Raw genomic sequence first — 17,774 nt, forward strand, 5'->3', positions numbered from 1 at the left:
GTGCCAGAAAGAATTGCGATTCAGGTTAGCTTTAATAGTAAATTTCGCTTAAATGCCGTGATCGTTACAAACATTTCAACATGATGCGCGAGCTCGTCGTAAAGTTAAGTTTGTCATAAAACTGCTGAGCAGCTTGGTTAAACTCCATTACTTCCAGCCTAATTTGAACGGCTCCTGACTCAATGGCCCATTGCTCTACTTGATTCATGAGTAGACTTCCCACTCCATTTGATTTCCGATTTTCATCCACAACTATGGTTCCGATACGGCAGATTGGGTCTTTGATCAGAAAACTAATGGTTTCATTCTGCGTAATGCTTGCGGTCACAAAACCGATCGCTTGTTGGTTTTCTTCAGCAATTAGAATTAAACGTTCCTTATCTTCCAGAGCATTGGCAAGAAATTGTTTGTCTTGCTCCGAGGGGGCAACAAAGGCTTCAGGAGCATTGAGATGGTGAAGTTCACTGATCTGTTTGTTTAACGTAAATAGTGCATCAAGATCTTTGGGTGTAGCTCGTCTTATTTCCATGATCGTTCCTTAATTTCCGCCAGCAAGATCGATAAAGGAGCCAGTGACATACGAGGCTTCATCACTCAGTAACCAAGCAATGGCATTGGCAACTTCGTCCACAGTGCCACCTCGTTTGAGAGGGATTTTTTCGCTGAGTCTGTCGACACGATTGGGTTCTCCGCCGTCGGCATGGATGTCAGTGTAGATACAGCCGGGGCGAACACCATTAACGCGAATATTTTGCACAGCCAATTCCAAAGACAACCCTTTAGTGAGAGAGTCCATTGCTCCTTTTGATGCTGCATAATCAATATATTCGAATGGCGCACCAGAGCGAGATGCGGCAGAGGAGACATTAACGATGGCACTGCCAGATTCAAATCGTTTCGCCGCTTCTCGACAGCAGAGAAAGCAGCTAGTGACGTTAGCATTCATCACGCTTTGGAAACGCTCAAGACTCATGTCGGTAAGGCGAGATTGAGTGAATAAGATTCCAACATTGTTGACGAGGTGAGTGACTTTACCAAGCGCTTGTTCAGTTTGTTCAAACAATGAGAGCACCTGTTGCTCATTGGAAACATCCGCTTGAATAGCGATTGCGTTACCGCCATTTTCTTCTATTTCGTTGACAACTTGTGTGGCAGCGTCAGTCTGCGTACGATAGTTTACGCACACAGAATAACCTTGTGCTGCCAATCGCTTAGCAGTTGCTGCACCAATGCCTCGGCTGGCTCCGGTGATGATGACTACTTTCTGCATAACATATCCTTGTTTTTGTAGTGAATATTATTTTTGTAATGAATAGAGCCTATCAGCGTACTTTTTCCCACCGATTTCATAGGCTTCAGGGATGATTTCAGTAAGTTTAAATCCGCACTTTTCCAGTACTCGCTCAGAGCCAATGTTACCTTCCGTCACGGTGGCAGAAAACTCAGAGATATTGTGCTGGTTAAATGCCCAATCAATTACACCCGCAAGAGATTCGGTACCAAATTGTTTACCGTAAAACTCTGGCAACAACAAATATCCGACCTCAGCAATCCCATTTTGCAGTACAAAGCCAGTGATACCGATTGGCTGTGAACTGTGTTTTTCATAAATCACCAAACATAACCAATGTTCACTTTGGGGAGTCCATATTGGCAGACGCGATTCAAATTTCTGTCTCATGTCAGCTTCTGTTGGCGGATCAAAACAAAGAGCAATGATTTCTGGATCACTGGATAGACGTCGATAGAGATCCCAATTGTCCTGAGTGAGCGGTTTTAGCTCGGTTCTTGGGGTAGAAATAGATTGAGATAGCACGTGCGATTCGCCTCCATGTGATCGAGTTTTCATATTTCACACAAACATATCAAAAGTGCTTTGATAAACAACATCTATCGTTATGGCGAATACGTCTGGTCAAGAAAGATTTTTTTAAAAAATGGAATATGGTAAGGAGCCTCTCAATAACGAAAAATAAGTCACCACATAGAGAATAGGCATGACTCAGATCAAGTCGAAATTACTACTAAAGGGGTAAATATGCGACAAAGCATGTAACTTTGTGAGTATTTATTTCTAATTATGTCAATTAAAAAACGTTATATCGCCGCAATGGTGGCAGTGGGTATTGGTGTGGGCTGGCTAACTTTAGGCGGCACCGCAGCAGTGATGCATTACACATCGGACACTGAGTTTTGTCTTTCTTGTCACTCTATGGAAATTCCATACAAAGAGTATCAAGGCTCAGTGCATTTCAGTAACGCTAAAGGTATTCGAGCTGAGTGTTCAGACTGTCATATTCCGAAAGAGCCAATGGATTACTTGATCACTAAGCTCCGTGCCTCAAAAGACATTTACCACGAGTTTGTGACTGGCAAGATCGATACGCCTGAGAAGTACGAAGCACATCGTACTGAACTTGCTGAGATGGTTTGGGCGCAGTTCCGAGAAAATGATTCGGCAACCTGTCGCTCTTGCCACGATTTCGATGCAATGGAAGAGTTCGAGCAATCACGTGACGCGGCGAAGGTGCACGCTTACGGTAAAGCGAATGACCAAACGTGTATCGACTGTCACAAAGGTGTAGCGCACTTTGCTCCAGAAGCGGAACTTGATAGCAAAGCGTTTGAAACACTTATGAGCTTCACAACCAAGACAGCAGCAGATGCGAAAGTGGTTTATCCAGTGACGTCTATCAGCATGGGCGACTTTGGTACGGTGAATCCAACAACCAAGCTGGACGTTGTGAAAGCTGAGGGAGACAACCGCACGGTTAAGATCAACGCATTCCAAATGAAAGGTGCAGAACAAGTGCTTTACATGGGTGAAGGTCAACGCGCGATTGTCGCAACACTATCTGAACAAGGTCAACAAGCAGTTGAAGCTGGTGAGTTCAAGGCAGATGTATATGGCAACGAGTGGCGCCCTGTCACTCTAACGGCAACGATTGATTCTCCAGTCGTTGATACGCTAGAGCCAGTTTGGTCATACGCGGAAGAGTTGGACAACGTTTACTGTGCAACTTGCCACGCGAAAATTCCTTCAAATCACTTTACTGTGAACGCATGGGGTCCTGTAGCGAAGAGTATGGGTGATCGCACTGATATTTCAGCAGAAAACCTAGAAATTTTGACTAAGTTCTTCCAGCACCACGCGAAAGATGTGGTTGGTCACTAATAGATAAATAGAAGGATAAGATTATGACTAATTTAACTCGTCGCGGATTTCTAAAAGGCACTGGTCTAACTGCTGGTGCTCTAGCTTTCACTTCATTGACGCCAATGAGCGCGCTAGCGTCCGATAAGCGTGGTTCAGGTGTACTCACAGCGGGTCGCATGGGTCCAATGCTATGTGAAGTGAAAGACGGTAAGCTGGTTTCTACCACGAACGCATTGCCACAAACGGTACCAAACAGTCTTCAAACTACGGGACCTGACCAAGTTCATACTAAAGCTCGTGTTAAGTACCCAATGGTACGTAAAGGCTATTTGGCAAACCCATCTGCGCCAGAGGGTGTGCGCGGTAGTGATGAATTCGTTCGCGTGTCTTGGGATGAAGTTTACAAACTGATTCACGAACAACACATGCGCATTCGCAAAGAGCATGGTGCTGAATCGGTGTTTGCTGGTTCTTATGGTTGGCGTTCAAGTGGCGTATTGCACAAAGCGCAAACGCTTCTACAGCGCTATATGAGCATGGCAGGCGGTTATTCAGGTCACCTTGGTGACTACTCTACAGGTGCAGCGCAGGTGATCATGCCGCATGTGGTAGGTTCTATTGAGGTATACGAACAGCAAACCACTTACCCTGTGGTTCTTGAGCACAGTGACGTTGTGGTGCTTTGGGGTCTTAACCCAATCAATACCCTAAAAATCGCTTGGAGCTCAACAGACTGTGCGGGTCTTGAGTTCTTCCACCAGCTTAAGAAGTCAGGTAAGACGGTTATCGCTATCGACCCAATGCGTTCAGAAACCATCGAGTTCTTCGGCGAAAACGCAGAATGGATCGCTCCGCATCCTATGACGGATGTGGCAATGATGATGGGTATCGCACATACACTTGTGAAACAAGGTAAGCACGACAAAGAATTTTTAGCGAAATACACCACAGGCTACGACGTATTCGAAGCTTACCTAATGGGTAAAGAAGACGGCGTTGAGAAATCTGCAGAGTGGGCATCTAAGATTTGTGGCGTGCCAGTTAAGCAACTTGAGCTACTTGCAGACATCTTCAGCAAAAACCGCACAATGCTGATGGCGGGCTGGGGTATGCAGCGCCAACAATACGGAGAGCAACGCCACTGGATGCTAGTGACGCTAGCAACTATGCTGGGTCAAATTGGTCTACCGGGTGGTGGTTTTGGCTTCTCTTACCATTACTCAAACGGTGGTAACCCTGCACGTGATGCGGGTGTGCTTCCTGCGATTTCAGCATCACTAGGTGGCGGATCTTCTGCGGGTAACGATTGGGCGGTTTCTGGCTCTGTTAATGCGTTCCCAGTAGCACGTATTGTTGAAGCGTTAGAAAACCCAGGAATGAGCTACCATCATAATGGTCATGACTTAACGTTCCCTGAGATCAAGATGATTTGGTGGGCAGGCGGTGCGAACTTTACTCACCACCAAGATACCAACCGTTTGATCAAAGCGTGGCAAAAACCAGAGCTTATCGTTATCTCTGAACCATACTGGACAGCGGCAGCGAAGCACGCGGATATTGTTCTACCTATCACCACATCGTTTGAGCGTAACGATATGACCATGACAGGTGACTACAGTAACCAACACCTAGTACCAATGAAGCAAGTGGTAGAGCCTCAAGGTGAAGCTCGTAACGACTTTGATGTATTTGCGGATATGGCAGAATTGCTTGCTCCGGGTGGACGTGATGTTTACACCGAAGGCAAAACGGAAATGGAATGGCTGTATGGCTTCTATAAAGCAGCGCAGCAAGGCGGTCGTGGTCAACGCATCGCAATGCCAAACTTCAGTAAATTCTGGGAAGATAATCAGTTGATCGAAATGAAGTGGAACGAGAAAAACGCGCAGTTTGTACGTTACGCTGAATTCCGTGAAAACCCAATCATGAGCCCACTAGGTACGCCAAGTGGTAAGTTCGAGATCTTCTCTAAGACAATTGAAGGCTACCAGTTAGAAGACTGTCCTCCACACCCAACTTGGATGGAGCCAACAGAATACACGGGCAATGCCACTGATGGTGAGCTTCAGCTAATGACGGCGCACGCCGCGCATCGACTGCACAGCCAGTTCAACTATGCGAAGATTCGAGAAGAGTACGCGATTGCTGATCGTGAGCCGATTTCTATCCACCCAGAAGATGCAAAAGCGCGAGGTATTAAGACCGGTGATCTTGTTCGTGCCTTTAATGGTCGCGGTCAAGTTCTGGTGGGGGCATTGGTTACTGATGGCATCAAGCAAGGTTCTGTTTGTATTCACGAAGGTGGTTGGCCAGATCTAGATCCGAAAACAGGCATCTGTAAAAACGGTGGTTGTAATGTTCTAACGCTAGATATTCCGACTTCTCGTCTTGCGAATGGTTGTGCGGCAAACTCTGCGTTGGTTCGTATCGAGAAATACGAAGGACCAATCCTTGAGCTAACGGCATTTACACCACCTAAGAATGCTTAGTCTTAGTTTAGAATCCAATGTTTAAAATGAACGAAGCCAGCAAGTTGCTGGCTTCTTTTTATCTATTTTTTAAGACTTCTACTTGGTTGCTAAGGCAACGAAAGGCGCTTTTTTTGTGATTTGAAATGTAGGCAGTAAGGTAAATACCACCGCGACAAACACCACTGAACCAATCAAATCCTCAATTCTGTGCATGCCTAGCCACAAACGGCTGTACGCTACGCCCATAGCCCACACCCATAAAGTTGCAGCAGAAAAATAGCACTTATTCTGCAAAAATAACCCACCGAAGAAGGCTAAACAGATTGAAACGAAAATCGTATGACCAGATGGGAAAGAGTAATCTTTTTCACCTTGCCAGTGGCGAGTGCGCCATTCGCTGACTTTCTCAGAAATCTGCCCAATCACATTCGCTTGCTGAGCGGTTTCTAGTTGATAAAACGCTTCTGGATGTTCAATTAATTGTTCTGCAGCAAGCAATTCGGTGTAGGGACGTGGGCTTTCTGTCATTAGCTTCAAGCCTGTTTTGCTTGCAAAACCAATCACCAGTAGCAACCCCAGCATCGACAGTTTTTGCATCCAGTCGGTGCGAGATGGTTTAAAGCGGTAAAGGGACAGCACCAACAACGTCAAGGTAATTAAAAAGCCTTTGCTGCCTGCAGAGTCTGTCAGCAAGGTGAATAGGATGCCAGTACCATCAGAAACGTGAGAAGTAAGATCGTGGAACGAGGCAAACAGCGAAAGCGGGATGATGCCAAGAATGAACAAGGCGAGCATCATCAAACCATATTTTTTTGTTTTCATGAAAAGTCATACAGCAGTCGAAAATAGGCGGCTATCTTACGACAATTGATGTGAAAAACTTATCAACGCTCTGTCAATTCGAGTGTGAAAGTGACATTGCAGGTCTTCGCTGTGAAAGTAGGGACTTTTGAAAGTTTTGAGAGGTGAACGCGCTCATCCATAAGCGCTTTGCTCTGGAGTGAGCAAGGTTAGCTCATCAAACCCCATAGGTACTCCGATGCGGCTTTTGGATCTTCAGCGTGGCAAATTGCCGAAACCAAAGCCAAGCCATGAACACCAGTGGCGCTAAGCTGCGGAATGTTACTTTCGTTAATGCCGCCAATGGCAACAATCGGCAGTGAAGTGGTCTCTAACGCCATCTTCAAGCCATCAATACCCCAGAACTTCTTGGTGTTGGTTTTGGTTGGCGTCGCGAATATCGCGCTCAAACCGATGTAATCAATCGGCAGAGAGTCGGCTTCTGCAAGCTGCTCTTCATTTTCGATAGATAAACCGAGAATTTTGTTTGGTCCAATCAACTCACGAGCAATGATTGCTGGCATGTCTGATTGCCCAAGGTGGACCCCATCAGCATCGACAGCCAGTGCGACATCTACGCGGTCATTGATGATCAAAGGCACATCGGTATCTTTAAGGATGTCTTTGACGGCTTGAGCTCGTTCGATAAACGCACGCACATCACCGTGTTTTTCGCGGACTTGTACCATAGTCACGCCACCTTCCACCGCTTTTCTCACAACACGCTTTAGTGTGGCTAAATCTTGTTGGTCATCGGTGACCAAATATAAACGATAGGCGTTCATTGGGTTTCCTTTAAGCCTCTCATTGAAAGAGGATTGAGAGGCTAGTGTTAAAAGAGATAAAAGCTTATTGCACGCGCAGTTTGAGGCGCTTCGCCAATGTTTCTTCATCCAACTGGTAAAGCTCATCCAACAGGTTCATTTGCAGGCTACCTGGACCACGAGCTTGTTCCGCTGCAATCTCGCCAACAACACCTAGTACCGCTGCTGCTGCGAGACCAGTGTCATCACCAACGGCAGCAAAAGCGCCCGTTAGTGCCGTGAGCGTACAGCCCATTCCTGTTACGTATGGCATCATCTCGTGACCATTGTTCAGTTGCACGATTTGCCCTTTCGTGACGATGTAATCGGTCTCGCCAGAAATCACCACGCTTGCATCATACTCTGTGACTAAGAAGTTGGCTGCACCAAGTGCCGCGTTGCTGCTGTCTAACGCATCGACGCCTTTGCTTTGTGCTTGCTCGCCAGCGAGTGCAATGATTTCTGAGGCGTTACCACGAATGATGAGTTTGTCTGCAAGGCGTGCGATCTCACGTGATGTCTCTGTACGTAGTGAGCTTGCTCCGCAACCGACTGGGTCGAGTATAACGATTTTACCATTGGCATTGGCTTGTTCTACGGCATAGCTCATACGCGGTGTCCAAACGCTGTCTAGGGTTCCAATGTTGATAACCAATGCGCCAGCGAACGACATCATCTCTGCCATTTCCTGCTTGGAGTGCGCCATGATTGGAGAAGCGCCGATGGCCAATAGGGCGTTTGCCGTGTTGTTCATCACCACGTAGTTAGTGATGTTGACGACTAATGGCTTTTGCTGGCGCACTGCGGTTAATGCTTGGGTGATTTGTTCAATTAACATGAGACTCTCCGATTAATCTTGCTGAGCGTTCAGACCTTGTTGCCAGAATGCCACTTCCATACGTGTTGCGGTTTTGAATACCTGAATCAGGTTTTGACCACGCTGGCTATTGATGTCGATTTCCGCCAATAACTGGTTAAAGTGTTCTGCACCTTTTGCGACACCAGATTGGAACTCCTCACCACCGTAGAGATTAATCCAACTTGCGTATGGATTGCCTTCGATTACTGTCTTTTCATCTTCAATCAGCATCTTACCGATAACGGCATAACCGATAGAGCATGGCGCTAGTGCCGCGTATAGATCAACAAGATCGCCCGTCATGCCAGCATCCAATACATAACGGGTGTAAGCTACTGTGCCGAAATCTTCTGGCTCGTTTTCTAAGTCGGATTCCGTCAGCCCCCATTGCTCACAGTAAGTCACGTGGTGGGCGATTTCAGAATCGAGCAATGCATGTACGCTTGGGAGAGCGCGGCGCATGTCATCCAAAGTACGCGCTTTGTAGATCGCTAATGCGTAAGCTCGTGCGTACTGCTTTAGGAACAGAAAATCCTGCTTTAGATAGTGCAGAAAACAAGGCTGAGCCAGAGTGCCTTGCGCCAATTGCTGCACGAAAGCATGCTCAGTGTATTCTTGCCAATCTTGGTGGCAAGCGTCGATCAAGTCTTGGTATTTCATTATGGATATCTCGTTATCAAAAGACCTTAGGCTTTGAGCCTAAGGTCAGTAGAATTAGTCAAAGCTCGGTACGTAATCTTTCGCTTTTGGCAGTGTCTCGATGATTTTTTGTGAATACATGAATTCGGCATAATCATCGTAGCGTTTCAGATCTACTGCAGATGGACGAAGAGCGAAACGAGTTAGCGTGTCATTCCAAGCGCGTTGGTTAAGCTCGTTGTTGAGGGTGTCTGGTGAATAAGCCACGAACTCTTTCCACGACTCTTTTGGATGGTTAACGATGTAAGTGGTTGCTTGCTCTAGCGCTTTGTTGAATGCCTTGATGGCTTCTTTGTCGTAGGTTTTTGCATTGGCTACGAAGACTAACTCGTCATACGCTGGTACTCCGTGTTCTTCAGGGAAGAAGGCTTTAGCTTTATAACCTTCTAGTGCCAGTTGGTTGGTTTCGAAGTTACGTAGACCGCCCCAAATCGCATCCACCTTGCCAGACGCAAGAGACGAAGATAGCGCCCAACCTACGTTGATGATTTGTACGTCAGAAAACTTCACATTCTCTTGAGCTAACATAGTGCCGATTGTTGCTTCTTCGTTGCCTGCGATCGCAATACCGATCTTCTTACCTTTTAAGTTGCCAAGGTTTTCATTCTTACCGTTGTCCAACACCATCAGCGTGTTGAGTGGCGTAGCAATCAAAGTCGCAGAGCGGATTAATGGCAAACCCGCCGCGACATCGATAGTTAGGCTTGGTTGGTAAGAAATCGCCATGTCGACTTTACCCGCCGCGACCAACTTAGGTGGCGTGCTTGGATCTGCTGGCTCTTGAATGTTGACCTTCAAACCTTGTTCTTTGAAGTAACCACGTTCTTTGGCAATAACGATAGGACCATGGTTTGGATTGACGAACCAATCCAACATCAGTGTCATCTCTTTTTCAGCGGCAAGGACGTTGGTTGATACCACTGAAGCGAGTAGAGCAGCAGCGCTCATAAGTTTGTTTTTATTCACGGGGTTCTTCCTTTTCTTTCCCAATTTCCTTTGGTTATTTTCGGCAATTACTTGCTTTCCCAAGGGATGGCTTTTTTCAATAATTTATCGGTGATGAAGTAGAGTGAGATAGACAGCACGGCGAGGATAAACAGCGCCGCAAACATCTCATCAATGATCATGCGAGCGTTGGCTTGGAGCATCAGATAACCCAAGCCTTCACTTGAACCTACCCACTCACCGACCACTGCTCCAATTGGCGCAATAACGACGGCAACACGAATACCTGAGGCTAAAGTTGGTAGTGCGGCTGGCAATTGAATATGACGAAGTAGCTGCCATTTAGACGCGCCCATGGTCTTGGCAAGATCGAGGTAACCTGTTGGTGTATTGCGTAAGCCGTCGTAGCAACATGTCGTGACGGGGAAAAAGATGATGATCGCCGCCATAACAACTTTTGAAGCAATGCCGTAACCGAGCCAAAGCATGAGCACTGGCGCGATGGCGAACACAGGGATCGCTTGGCTAGCAATCAGAATTGGCAGTAACCAACGCTTCAGCGGCTCGAACATCAGCATTTGCAATGCGAACAGCAAACCCATCGATAATCCAAGCGCCAAGCCAAGTAAAATCTCTTGCGCAGTAACCCAAGTATGTTTGAGCAATACATCGTAACGAGTGACCAATCTATCCAGCACTTCAATAGGTGAAGGTAAGATGAAGCTTGGCATATCGAATATCACCACGACCAACTGCCACAATCCCAAGATCACCGCAGTGCTTATGACCAAGCGCAGAGCTGGATGGGTTACGCGTTCTTTTTTATTAATACGTGCCGAAACGGAGTTGTACTGAGTCATATCACTCATAGTCTTTCTCCAATTGATCCAAAATCGCTTGTTGAAGCGCGGCGCACTCTCCATCGAGAACTCGTGGCGGCTTGGAGTCTGGAACGACTAAGTGCTGAGCTTGCGCAGGTGTGCCTTGCAACACATAGAGTTGGTGCGCTAATCGCACCGCTTCTTGCGGGTCGTGGGTAATAAGAACGACCGTCTTATCTTTCAATAATTCGGCAGACAAGGTTTGCAATTTATGGCGAGTAACCGCGTCCAACGCAGAGAAAGGCTCATCCATCAAAACCAAAGGTTTGTCTTGCATCAGAGTACGAGCAAGGGCAACACGTTGTCTCATGCCGCCAGATAGTTGAGCTGGCTTAGCATCCGCGTAATCGGCGAGTCCCACTTGGCTGAGTAAAGTCAGTGCACGTTGTTTATTTTGTTCTGGTGCTTGATCTTGAGAAAATCGAGAACTTAGGCAGACGTTGTCTAACACATTTAACCACGGCAGCAACAAGTCTTGCTGCGCCATGTAGGCAATACGCTTGTGTAAGGTGATGCCATCCGTGGTCGTTAACTCGCCATGCCATTCGACTTTGTCGTCTAACAAACCCGCTAGATAACGAAGGATCGTCGTTTTTCCGCAACCACTGCGACCAAGTAACACCGTCCATTGATTGGCAGGGATGGTCATACTCAACCCTGCTAATGTTGGTGTTTGGCTGTCTTTGTATTGCAGACTTGCTTCGGTAAGCTGAATGCCGAGTGCATTAGCGCACATGCGTGTGACCTGTAAAAAAATGGTTCACAGGACCATGACCTTTACCGACATCCAATTCGTCAGCGTGTGCGATAGCTTGGCTGATGTACTGCTTACCTAGGTGCACCGCTTTGTGCAGGTTGTTGCCTTGACCAAGGTAAGACGCGATAGCAGAAGACAGCGTGCAGCCTGTGCCATGGGTGTTTTTGGTTGGAAAGCGTTTAGCGCTAATTAACTCGGCATTGTCTTGCATGATCAGCAGATCGTTGCTGTTTTCGTCTTTTTCCAGATGACCGCCTTTTAACAGCACCGCTTTTGCCCCTAATGCGCGCAAGTCAGCAATCATATCGTTCATTTCAGATTCTGATTGAGGAACTGGTTTACCTGTCAATGCTGCACCTTCAGGTAGGTTAGGGGTAATGATGTCTGCGAGCGGAATCAATTCTTCTTTTAAAGTGCTGATTGCCGACTGTTCCAGTAATAGATCGCCGCTGGTGGCCACCATAACAGGGTCAATCACGAGGTGTTTTGGCTGGTATTGTTTAATTTTGTCTGCAACGACTTTGATGATATTGGAATCGGCCAGCATGCCCACTTTAACTGCAACGATGTTGAGGTCGGTAAATACCGCATCAAGTTGGCTCTCTACATGGTCGAGAGGGATTGGGAAAATCGCAGAAACGCCTTGGGTATTTTGCGAAGTAATCGCCGTGATTACCGAGCAAGCAAAACTGCCGGTTGCGGACATCGCTTTTATGTCGGCTTGAATGCCTGCGCCGCCACCGCTATCAGAACCTGCAATCGTTAACACAATCGGTGTGTCTGTTGAAGTTGCTGCTTGTGGCTGTGTTGATGGTTTTTCTTGGCTTGACTGCTGCGCCATGGTCGCTCCTATTACAAGACGTACAGGAACTGACTTGGCCAAGCAAGGGAAGATCGGTGATCGGATCCATTGGGCTAGCTGCACTGGTAGAGACTCAAGGCAAGCTAGTGGCAAAGTGATGATAGTTCCCTACGTCAGTGCTAACTGAATCAGGTTCAACGGGTCTCGAATTTCGATCTCAGCCGATGCATTCACTGCATGGGCCCCCCGACTATTTCGTCAAGATAATAGCAGTTCACTCAGTTACGGTGCACGTGTTTTTTTATGGCTAGAGAGAGTCATCATTTAAATATGAGAACTGGATTCTCTTCGTAATTAGAGCCCCAGCGTTGTTAACTGCGCTCACTCGCCCAATCACATAGGCTAACTATGCTCATGGGACTCTTTCGCTTGTTGCCTAGCTGGAACCCTTATTATTTTGTGAATCCAACAGCAATGTGGTGGCAGAATTTAGTGTAAATAACGTGCTGCATTGAAACTGGCAGTTCAAGACACTATCTAATAGTGAGATGTCGACATAATACGTAACGATTCGTTCTTTGATTTAACAAGGATTAGCATAAAACAAGGTTAAAAAAGTGTTAATATTTAACGCGTTGCCAATATCCTTTTGAGTCATCCAATTTAGGTTATGACTGTTATAAACAGAGTCTAACTCAAAGGTGGGGAAGGCTAGGACGATCAACGAGCAAGGAGATTTCATGCTTAATTCTGTAACAGCGAAAGCGGTGATCGATCATGCCCTCTTTTTAGGGGCTGATTTCGCTGAGCTATTCGTTGAACACCATCAAACCAACACTGTCCAGATCGCATCTGGTGAGGTGGACAAGGTGAACTCGGGTATCGATTTTGGTATCGGTATTCGTCTCTTCTTCGGTCATAAAGTGCTTTACGGTTACACCAACAGCACCGATGAAGCTGAGCTTAAACGCGTAACCTCACTGCTTGCAGCAAAAGACAAGCGTGAGCAAATCGCCTCAGCAGGTTCTCTCAATCTGAACCGCTACCCAATTCAACATGGTTGTCGTATGCCACTTGGCAAAGACGCTAACCTAGATTCTAAAATTGCTTTCTTATTGCAAGTTGACCAAGCCGCACGCGCAGAGAGTGAACATATCAGCCAGTTCATCGGCAGTGTGCTTCAGCGCGAACAACAAGTGTCTATCTTCAACTCAGAAGGTCTACACGTTGACGATACTCGTCACTACATACGAGTTGCTGGTAATACCGTCGCTCAAAAAGGTAATGAGCAGTCTTCTGGTATGGAAGGTCCTGGCGCTCTTGCTGGTTGGGAGTTCAGTGAACAGCTTGATGCCAAAGTGCTAGGTCAAACTATCGCGCAGCAAGCGTTGGTTAAACTTGGTGCGGATGCTTGTCCATCGGGTGAAATGCCGGTGGTGATTGGTAACGGCTTTGGTGGCGTTATCTTCCATGAAGCATGTGGTCACTTGTTAGAAACCACTTCAGTTGCGAAGAAAGCATCAGTCTTCCACGACAAGATGGGCGAAATGGTTGCTCACACCGCAGTGAATGCAGTCGATGATGGCACCATGACTAACGAATGGGGCTCGATTCATGTTGATGATGAAGGCATGAAGACTCAGCGCACTCAATTGATCAAAGACGGTAAGCTTACCAGCTTCATGGTCGATAAAATGGGGGGCATGAAGACAGGTTACGAACCTACGGGGTCTGGTCGTCGTCAAAACTACAAGTTCGCACCAACCTCGCGTATGCGTAACACCTTTATCGAAGAAGGCGAGCATTCACTTGATGACATGCTGACAGGCATCGAGCGTGGTATCTATGCGAAGAAGATGGGCGGCGGCTCGGTTCAACCGGGTACGGGGGAGTTCAACTTTGCCGTTCGTGAAGCTTACCTCATTGAAAATGGCAAAATCACCAAACCTCTGAAAACTGCAACGCTGATCAGCACGGGTCCAAAAGTGCTGAAAGAAATCAGCATGGTCGGCAAAGACATGGCGCTTGCGCCGGGCATGTGTGGTTCCGTGAGTGGTTCAGTGCCAACAACAGTCGGTCAGCCAACGCTGAAAGTAGATAACATTCTGGTAGGAGGCGGTAACTAATGAGCCAAGAACAACAACTTCTTAATGCGGTTGATTACGTCCTATCAGAAGCAAAACGCCAAGGTGCAGAAGCGGACGTCATTGTAAACCGCAACAGCAGCTTTTCTTTGAAAGCGAACCAAGGAAAGCTGGATGAGTACAAAGTAAGCTCAAGCCAAGTTCTGGGTGTTCGTGTTGTGAAAGATGCGCGTGTTGCAACAAGCTATTCTGAGTCGTTAGAGCAACCAAGCTTAGATTTGATGCTGACCAACGCACTGCAAAGCGCTCGCTTTTCCAAGCAAGATGAACATCAGACGATTAGTTGCGTGAACAGCCAAATTGCGACTGATGTTGCTGAGATTTCACAAGAAGATACGACTTCTGTTGATGAAAAAATTGAACTGTCTCTCGCACTTGAGCAAGGCGTAGTCGCTCTACCTCACGCTTCTAGCGCACCTTACAATGGTTACAGCGATGGCGAAACACAACTAATCATTGCCAATACTCAAGGCACATTGTGTCAACACTTCGAGCGCTCGTTCACTTGTTACGCGTATACCTTGTTTGAAAAAGACGGCAAACAGTCAATGGCGGGGAGAATGTCACTTGGTCGCCGTTTTGATGAGTTGAATCCAGCTTACTGTATAGAAGGCGGTTACAACCTTGCTCGAGATCTTCTTGAAGGTGCACCGGTTGCGACGGGTAACTACCCTGCTATCTTCCATATCAATGCGCTAGCAAGTTTATTCGGTGCTTTCGGCAGTGCTTTCTCTGGCGTAAGCGCGATGAAAGGCATTACGCCACTGGGTGATAAGCTTGGTCAACGTGTTGCGAGTGATTTAATTACCTTTACTGACACGGCTTACATGCCAAATGGTATGGCAATCGCAAGTTTTGATAGTGAAGGCTTTGCTACTCAAGACAATGTGATGATTGCTAATGGTGAGTTGAAAACCTTGCTACACAACAGCCAGACCGCAAGTTACTTGGGTGCAGTCTCGACAGCAAGTGCCGCTCGCGGTGCAAAATCGAGCCTAGAAGTATCAGCGAATCACAAAGTGATTGCGACAGGCAACAGTAGTGCGTCAGAAGTGAAAGCGGGTGAGTACCTAGAGTTAGTCGAACTGCAGGGTGTTCACTCTGGCGCGGATGCGGTGAGTGGTGATTTCTCGTTTGGTGCGAGTGGCTTCTTGTGCCGTGATGGTGAGCGCGTTCAACCAGTGCGTGGTATCACTGTAGCGGGTAACTTCTACAAGATGTTGCAAGAAGTTGAGGCTGTGGGTGATACTCAGCTAATTAACGATAGCCGTACTTTCTTCTCGCCAGACGTTCGTTTTGCTCGTTTGAGCATTGGCGGTAAATAACTCCGGCATTCCTATAGAAACAAAAAGAGGACTCAATGGAGTCCTCTTTCTTTTATCGAATGATTAACTCGTGAGAATTAAAATTCGCGAATGTCTAACTCATTGTGGATCAATACCACACACTGAGAAGCGAACAGCATCTTAGGACCTAAGCTGATCTTCTCTGTGCCAAGGCGCTTTAAGCTGTTAAAAGACTTCTTCGGCATCGGAATATGGTCAGTTAGCAAGAAACATGGGTTTCCACCGATTTCTGCATCACGAACAAATTCGCCTTTTTTATCCAACATATATAGTTGGTGATCTTCTGCCAGTTCTTGCACTAAGCGTTCAAAGCTGACTGTACGAACGGTGATGCCAGGTTCGACTTCACGAAGCTGCTCTTTACCCATACCAACCGAAGCGTCTAAAGCGCGAGCCACCGCTGCAATCAAAGTTGACTCATGGAAGCCGCCAATGTTGGTTATGTCGTTGGAGCGAACGGTAATGGTACGTGAGAAATCTTTTGTGCTTTCTAAAACCAAGTGCACAACCACATCTTCGCGGTGCGATTGAGCAACGAACATAGTGTTCATCATGGTATGAGCAAGAATCTCTGTATGCGCTTCATTACCAACACCTTCTAACAGTGCTTTGCTGGTGGTTGGCGCCGCGCGAGCTCGTAAAACAAAAGAGCGCATGAATTTAGCCTCTATATAGGAAGAGTGAATGCGAGGAAGTATATACCCAAGCAGGGAAGGGATGCGAGTTTAATAGCAAATGTGAACTTACTTACAAAGCTTCGATTGTCGTAAGGAGTGTGCTGGTTAGAATAGAGGCAACCTGTTAGGAGCGGTATATGGAAATCAAAAAAATAAACAAACAAGTCTATAGAAAGAAGGTCAACCTAGTGATTGGTGGCTTTGTTGCCTTGCTTGCGATCTCTTCTCTTGCTTTTAGTACTTTATTAATTATCTTGTTCGGTAATACAGATGTAGTACCTGAACAATCGACGGGGAACTTTCATTGGAACTTAATTGGTGTTGTGCTCGCCTTAGCCACTTCACTGTCTTTGTTGAACCAATTCAAAACACGCCCTTATATGGAAGAAGTGTTGTATGTCTGGAAACTCAAGCAACTGCACAACAAGATCTTTCGCAAACTGAAAAGCATTAATGCCGCTTCTGTTGAGCACGATGTAAAAGCGCTGACGATACTTAAGTTCTACTATACGACTCAAAGTCAGGTGTTTGAGTTAGACAACAACACATTAACGATGAGCAGTGTAAATAAAGAATTAGAGGCAATTGAACAAATAGAAGCGGCGCAATCACTGGATCTGGATATCGCTAGCTTTGAAGAGTCTTGGATAGACACATATTGATTGCCTATTTGCTACTTGAAGTTAACAACTAAGTGCTAAAAATAAGCGTTTGAGTGAGATTTCATCACTCAACGCTTTTTTTTAAGTTTTTTTCTAAAAAAGGGTTGCCAAGAAAAATCATCTCCCTATAATGCGCCTCCGTTGTCAGGGCAAAGCGGAAACGCAAAAGCGGTTGGCAATGAGGCGAAAGAAAAAGCTTCTAAAAATTAATTTAAAAAAGTGTTTGACACTAAGAATTAATTCCTTAGAATACGCCTCCGCTTCGATAGCAAAGCTTACGAAGCAAGCTCTTTAACAATATAGACCTATCAATCTGTGTGGGCACTCGTTGATGATAATCCAATTAGAAATTTCTCTTAATAAAGAGCGGTTTCAAATTAGGTTTCAATGAAACGAAGTGACCAATCAAGTCTTCGGACTTGGCACAGTCAATTCATTATCGTTCTGTTGGAACGATAATAGCTTTAAAATTACATTAGTAGTTTTGAAGTCAGTATTCATTGAGCCTCTCCCTATTTATTTAGGGAATCAAAAACTTTAAATTGAAGAGTTTGATCATGGCTCAGATTGAACGCTGGCGGCAGGCCTAACACATGCAAGTCGAGCGGAAACGAGTTATCTGAACCTTCGGGGAACGATAACGGCGTCGAGCGGCGGACGGGTGAGTAATGCCTAGGAAATTGCCCTGATGTGGGGGATAACCATTGGAAACGATGGCTAATACCGCATAA

The 17,774-nt window shown here is 46.3% G+C and carries 17 protein-coding genes, 1 rRNA gene and 1 riboswitch; of the genes, 6 read left to right on the forward strand and 12 right to left on the reverse strand.

From position 1 onward, the window contains the following. Positions 1-64 precede the first annotated feature (64 nt). Genes NL647_RS10160 through NL647_RS10170 form a run of 3 tightly spaced genes read right to left on the reverse strand, consistent with a single transcriptional unit; the run spans position 65 to position 1,849 of the window. Positions 65-529, reverse strand: a complete 465-nt coding sequence (locus tag NL647_RS10160; protein ID WP_053053391.1) for a GNAT family N-acetyltransferase — start codon at positions 527-529, stop codon at positions 65-67. A 9-nt stretch (positions 530-538) separates the two neighbouring features. Next, the gene (locus NL647_RS10165; RefSeq protein WP_239924473.1) at positions 539-1,270 is read right to left on the reverse strand and encodes an SDR family oxidoreductase; all 732 of its coding nucleotides are present in this window, start codon (positions 1,268-1,270) and stop codon (positions 539-541) included. A 27-nt stretch (positions 1,271-1,297) separates the two neighbouring features. Continuing rightward, complete coding sequence (locus tag NL647_RS10170; protein ID WP_017189892.1) at positions 1,298-1,849, reverse strand: GNAT family N-acetyltransferase; 552 nt, start codon at positions 1,847-1,849, stop codon at positions 1,298-1,300. A gap of 231 nt (positions 1,850-2,080) precedes the next feature. Between NL647_RS10170 and NL647_RS10175 the strand changes: the two genes are divergently transcribed. After that, positions 2,081-3,175 carry a NapC/NirT family cytochrome c gene (locus NL647_RS10175; RefSeq protein WP_253650094.1) on the forward strand — a complete coding sequence of 365 codons (1,095 nt, stop codon included), beginning with the start codon at positions 2,081-2,083 and terminating at the stop codon, positions 3,173-3,175. A gap of 23 nt (positions 3,176-3,198) precedes the next feature. Next, positions 3,199-5,646 carry a molybdopterin guanine dinucleotide-containing S/N-oxide reductase gene (locus NL647_RS10180; protein WP_009697285.1) on the forward strand — a complete coding sequence of 816 codons (2,448 nt, stop codon included), beginning with the start codon at positions 3,199-3,201 and terminating at the stop codon, positions 5,644-5,646. A 78-nt stretch (positions 5,647-5,724) separates the two neighbouring features. On the opposite strand, the gene NL647_RS10185 is transcribed toward NL647_RS10180, so the two are convergent. The 8 genes from NL647_RS10185 to thiD all read right to left on the reverse strand — a co-directional run bounded on the left by NL647_RS10185 (position 5,725) and on the right by thiD (position 12,253). Beyond that, positions 5,725-6,450, reverse strand: a complete 726-nt coding sequence (locus NL647_RS10185; RefSeq protein WP_009697284.1) for a phosphatase PAP2 family protein — start codon at positions 6,448-6,450, stop codon at positions 5,725-5,727. Between the two features lie 188 nt (positions 6,451-6,638). After that, the gene (gene thiE, locus NL647_RS10190) at positions 6,639-7,253 is read right to left on the reverse strand and encodes a thiamine phosphate synthase (protein ID WP_253650095.1); all 615 of its coding nucleotides are present in this window, start codon (positions 7,251-7,253) and stop codon (positions 6,639-6,641) included. A 64-nt stretch (positions 7,254-7,317) separates the two neighbouring features. Then, positions 7,318-8,109, reverse strand: a complete 792-nt coding sequence (gene thiM / locus NL647_RS10195) for a hydroxyethylthiazole kinase (RefSeq protein WP_253650096.1) — start codon at positions 8,107-8,109, stop codon at positions 7,318-7,320. Positions 8,110-8,121: 12 nt separating this feature from the next. Then, positions 8,122-8,790 carry a thiaminase II gene (tenA, locus tag NL647_RS10200; RefSeq protein ID WP_017818225.1) on the reverse strand — a complete coding sequence of 223 codons (669 nt, stop codon included), beginning with the start codon at positions 8,788-8,790 and terminating at the stop codon, positions 8,122-8,124. A gap of 54 nt (positions 8,791-8,844) precedes the next feature. Continuing rightward, the gene (locus NL647_RS10205) at positions 8,845-9,795 is read right to left on the reverse strand and encodes an ABC transporter substrate-binding protein (RefSeq protein ID WP_104040276.1); all 951 of its coding nucleotides are present in this window, start codon (positions 9,793-9,795) and stop codon (positions 8,845-8,847) included. A 47-nt stretch (positions 9,796-9,842) separates the two neighbouring features. Continuing rightward, complete coding sequence (locus NL647_RS10210; RefSeq protein ID WP_050906726.1) at positions 9,843-10,643, reverse strand: ABC transporter permease; 801 nt, start codon at positions 10,641-10,643, stop codon at positions 9,843-9,845. Then, positions 10,636-11,391, reverse strand: coding sequence for an ABC transporter ATP-binding protein (locus NL647_RS10215; RefSeq protein ID WP_017189900.1), 756 nt, complete (start codon positions 11,389-11,391; stop codon positions 10,636-10,638). Before NL647_RS10215 ends, NL647_RS10210 begins: the two co-directional genes overlap by 8 nt. Then, positions 11,381-12,253: a bifunctional hydroxymethylpyrimidine kinase/phosphomethylpyrimidine kinase gene (thiD, locus tag NL647_RS10220; RefSeq protein ID WP_029788742.1), complete on the reverse strand. Its 873-nt coding sequence runs from the start codon at positions 12,251-12,253 to the stop codon at positions 11,381-11,383. The genes NL647_RS10215 and thiD overlap by 11 nt, the downstream gene beginning before the upstream one ends. A gap of 109 nt (positions 12,254-12,362) precedes the next feature. Then, positions 12,363-12,473, reverse strand: a riboswitch (TPP riboswitch). Between the two features lie 481 nt (positions 12,474-12,954). Here thiD and NL647_RS10225 point away from each other — a divergent pair. Next, a complete protein-coding gene (locus tag NL647_RS10225; RefSeq protein ID WP_253650097.1) occupies positions 12,955-14,340 on the forward strand; it encodes a TldD/PmbA family protein in 1,386 nt (461 codons plus the stop codon). Further along, complete coding sequence (locus tag NL647_RS10230; RefSeq protein WP_253650098.1) at positions 14,340-15,683, forward strand: TldD/PmbA family protein; 1,344 nt, start codon at positions 14,340-14,342, stop codon at positions 15,681-15,683. The genes NL647_RS10225 and NL647_RS10230 overlap by 1 nt, the downstream gene beginning before the upstream one ends. A 77-nt stretch (positions 15,684-15,760) precedes the next feature. Here NL647_RS10230 and trmY read toward each other — a convergent pair whose 3' ends face one another. Next, on the reverse strand, positions 15,761-16,360 hold the full coding sequence (gene trmY / locus NL647_RS10235) for a tRNA (pseudouridine(54)-N(1))-methyltransferase TrmY (RefSeq protein WP_050903264.1): 600 nt from the start codon (positions 16,358-16,360) through the stop codon (positions 15,761-15,763). A gap of 158 nt (positions 16,361-16,518) precedes the next feature. Here trmY and NL647_RS10240 point away from each other — a divergent pair, with 158 nt between their 5' ends. Both NL647_RS10240 and NL647_RS10245 read left to right on the forward strand, forming a co-directional pair. Next, the gene (locus tag NL647_RS10240) at positions 16,519-17,043 is read left to right on the forward strand and encodes a DUF3087 domain-containing protein (protein ID WP_050903265.1); all 525 of its coding nucleotides are present in this window, start codon (positions 16,519-16,521) and stop codon (positions 17,041-17,043) included. A 539-nt stretch (positions 17,044-17,582) separates the two neighbouring features. Next, positions 17,583-17,774 (forward strand): 16S ribosomal RNA (locus tag NL647_RS10245); the annotation flags it as partial.

This window comes from Vibrio sp. Y29_XK_CS5 (genome assembly GCF_024181835.1).
Taxonomy (GTDB): domain Bacteria; phylum Pseudomonadota; class Gammaproteobacteria; order Enterobacterales; family Vibrionaceae; genus Vibrio; species Vibrio harveyi.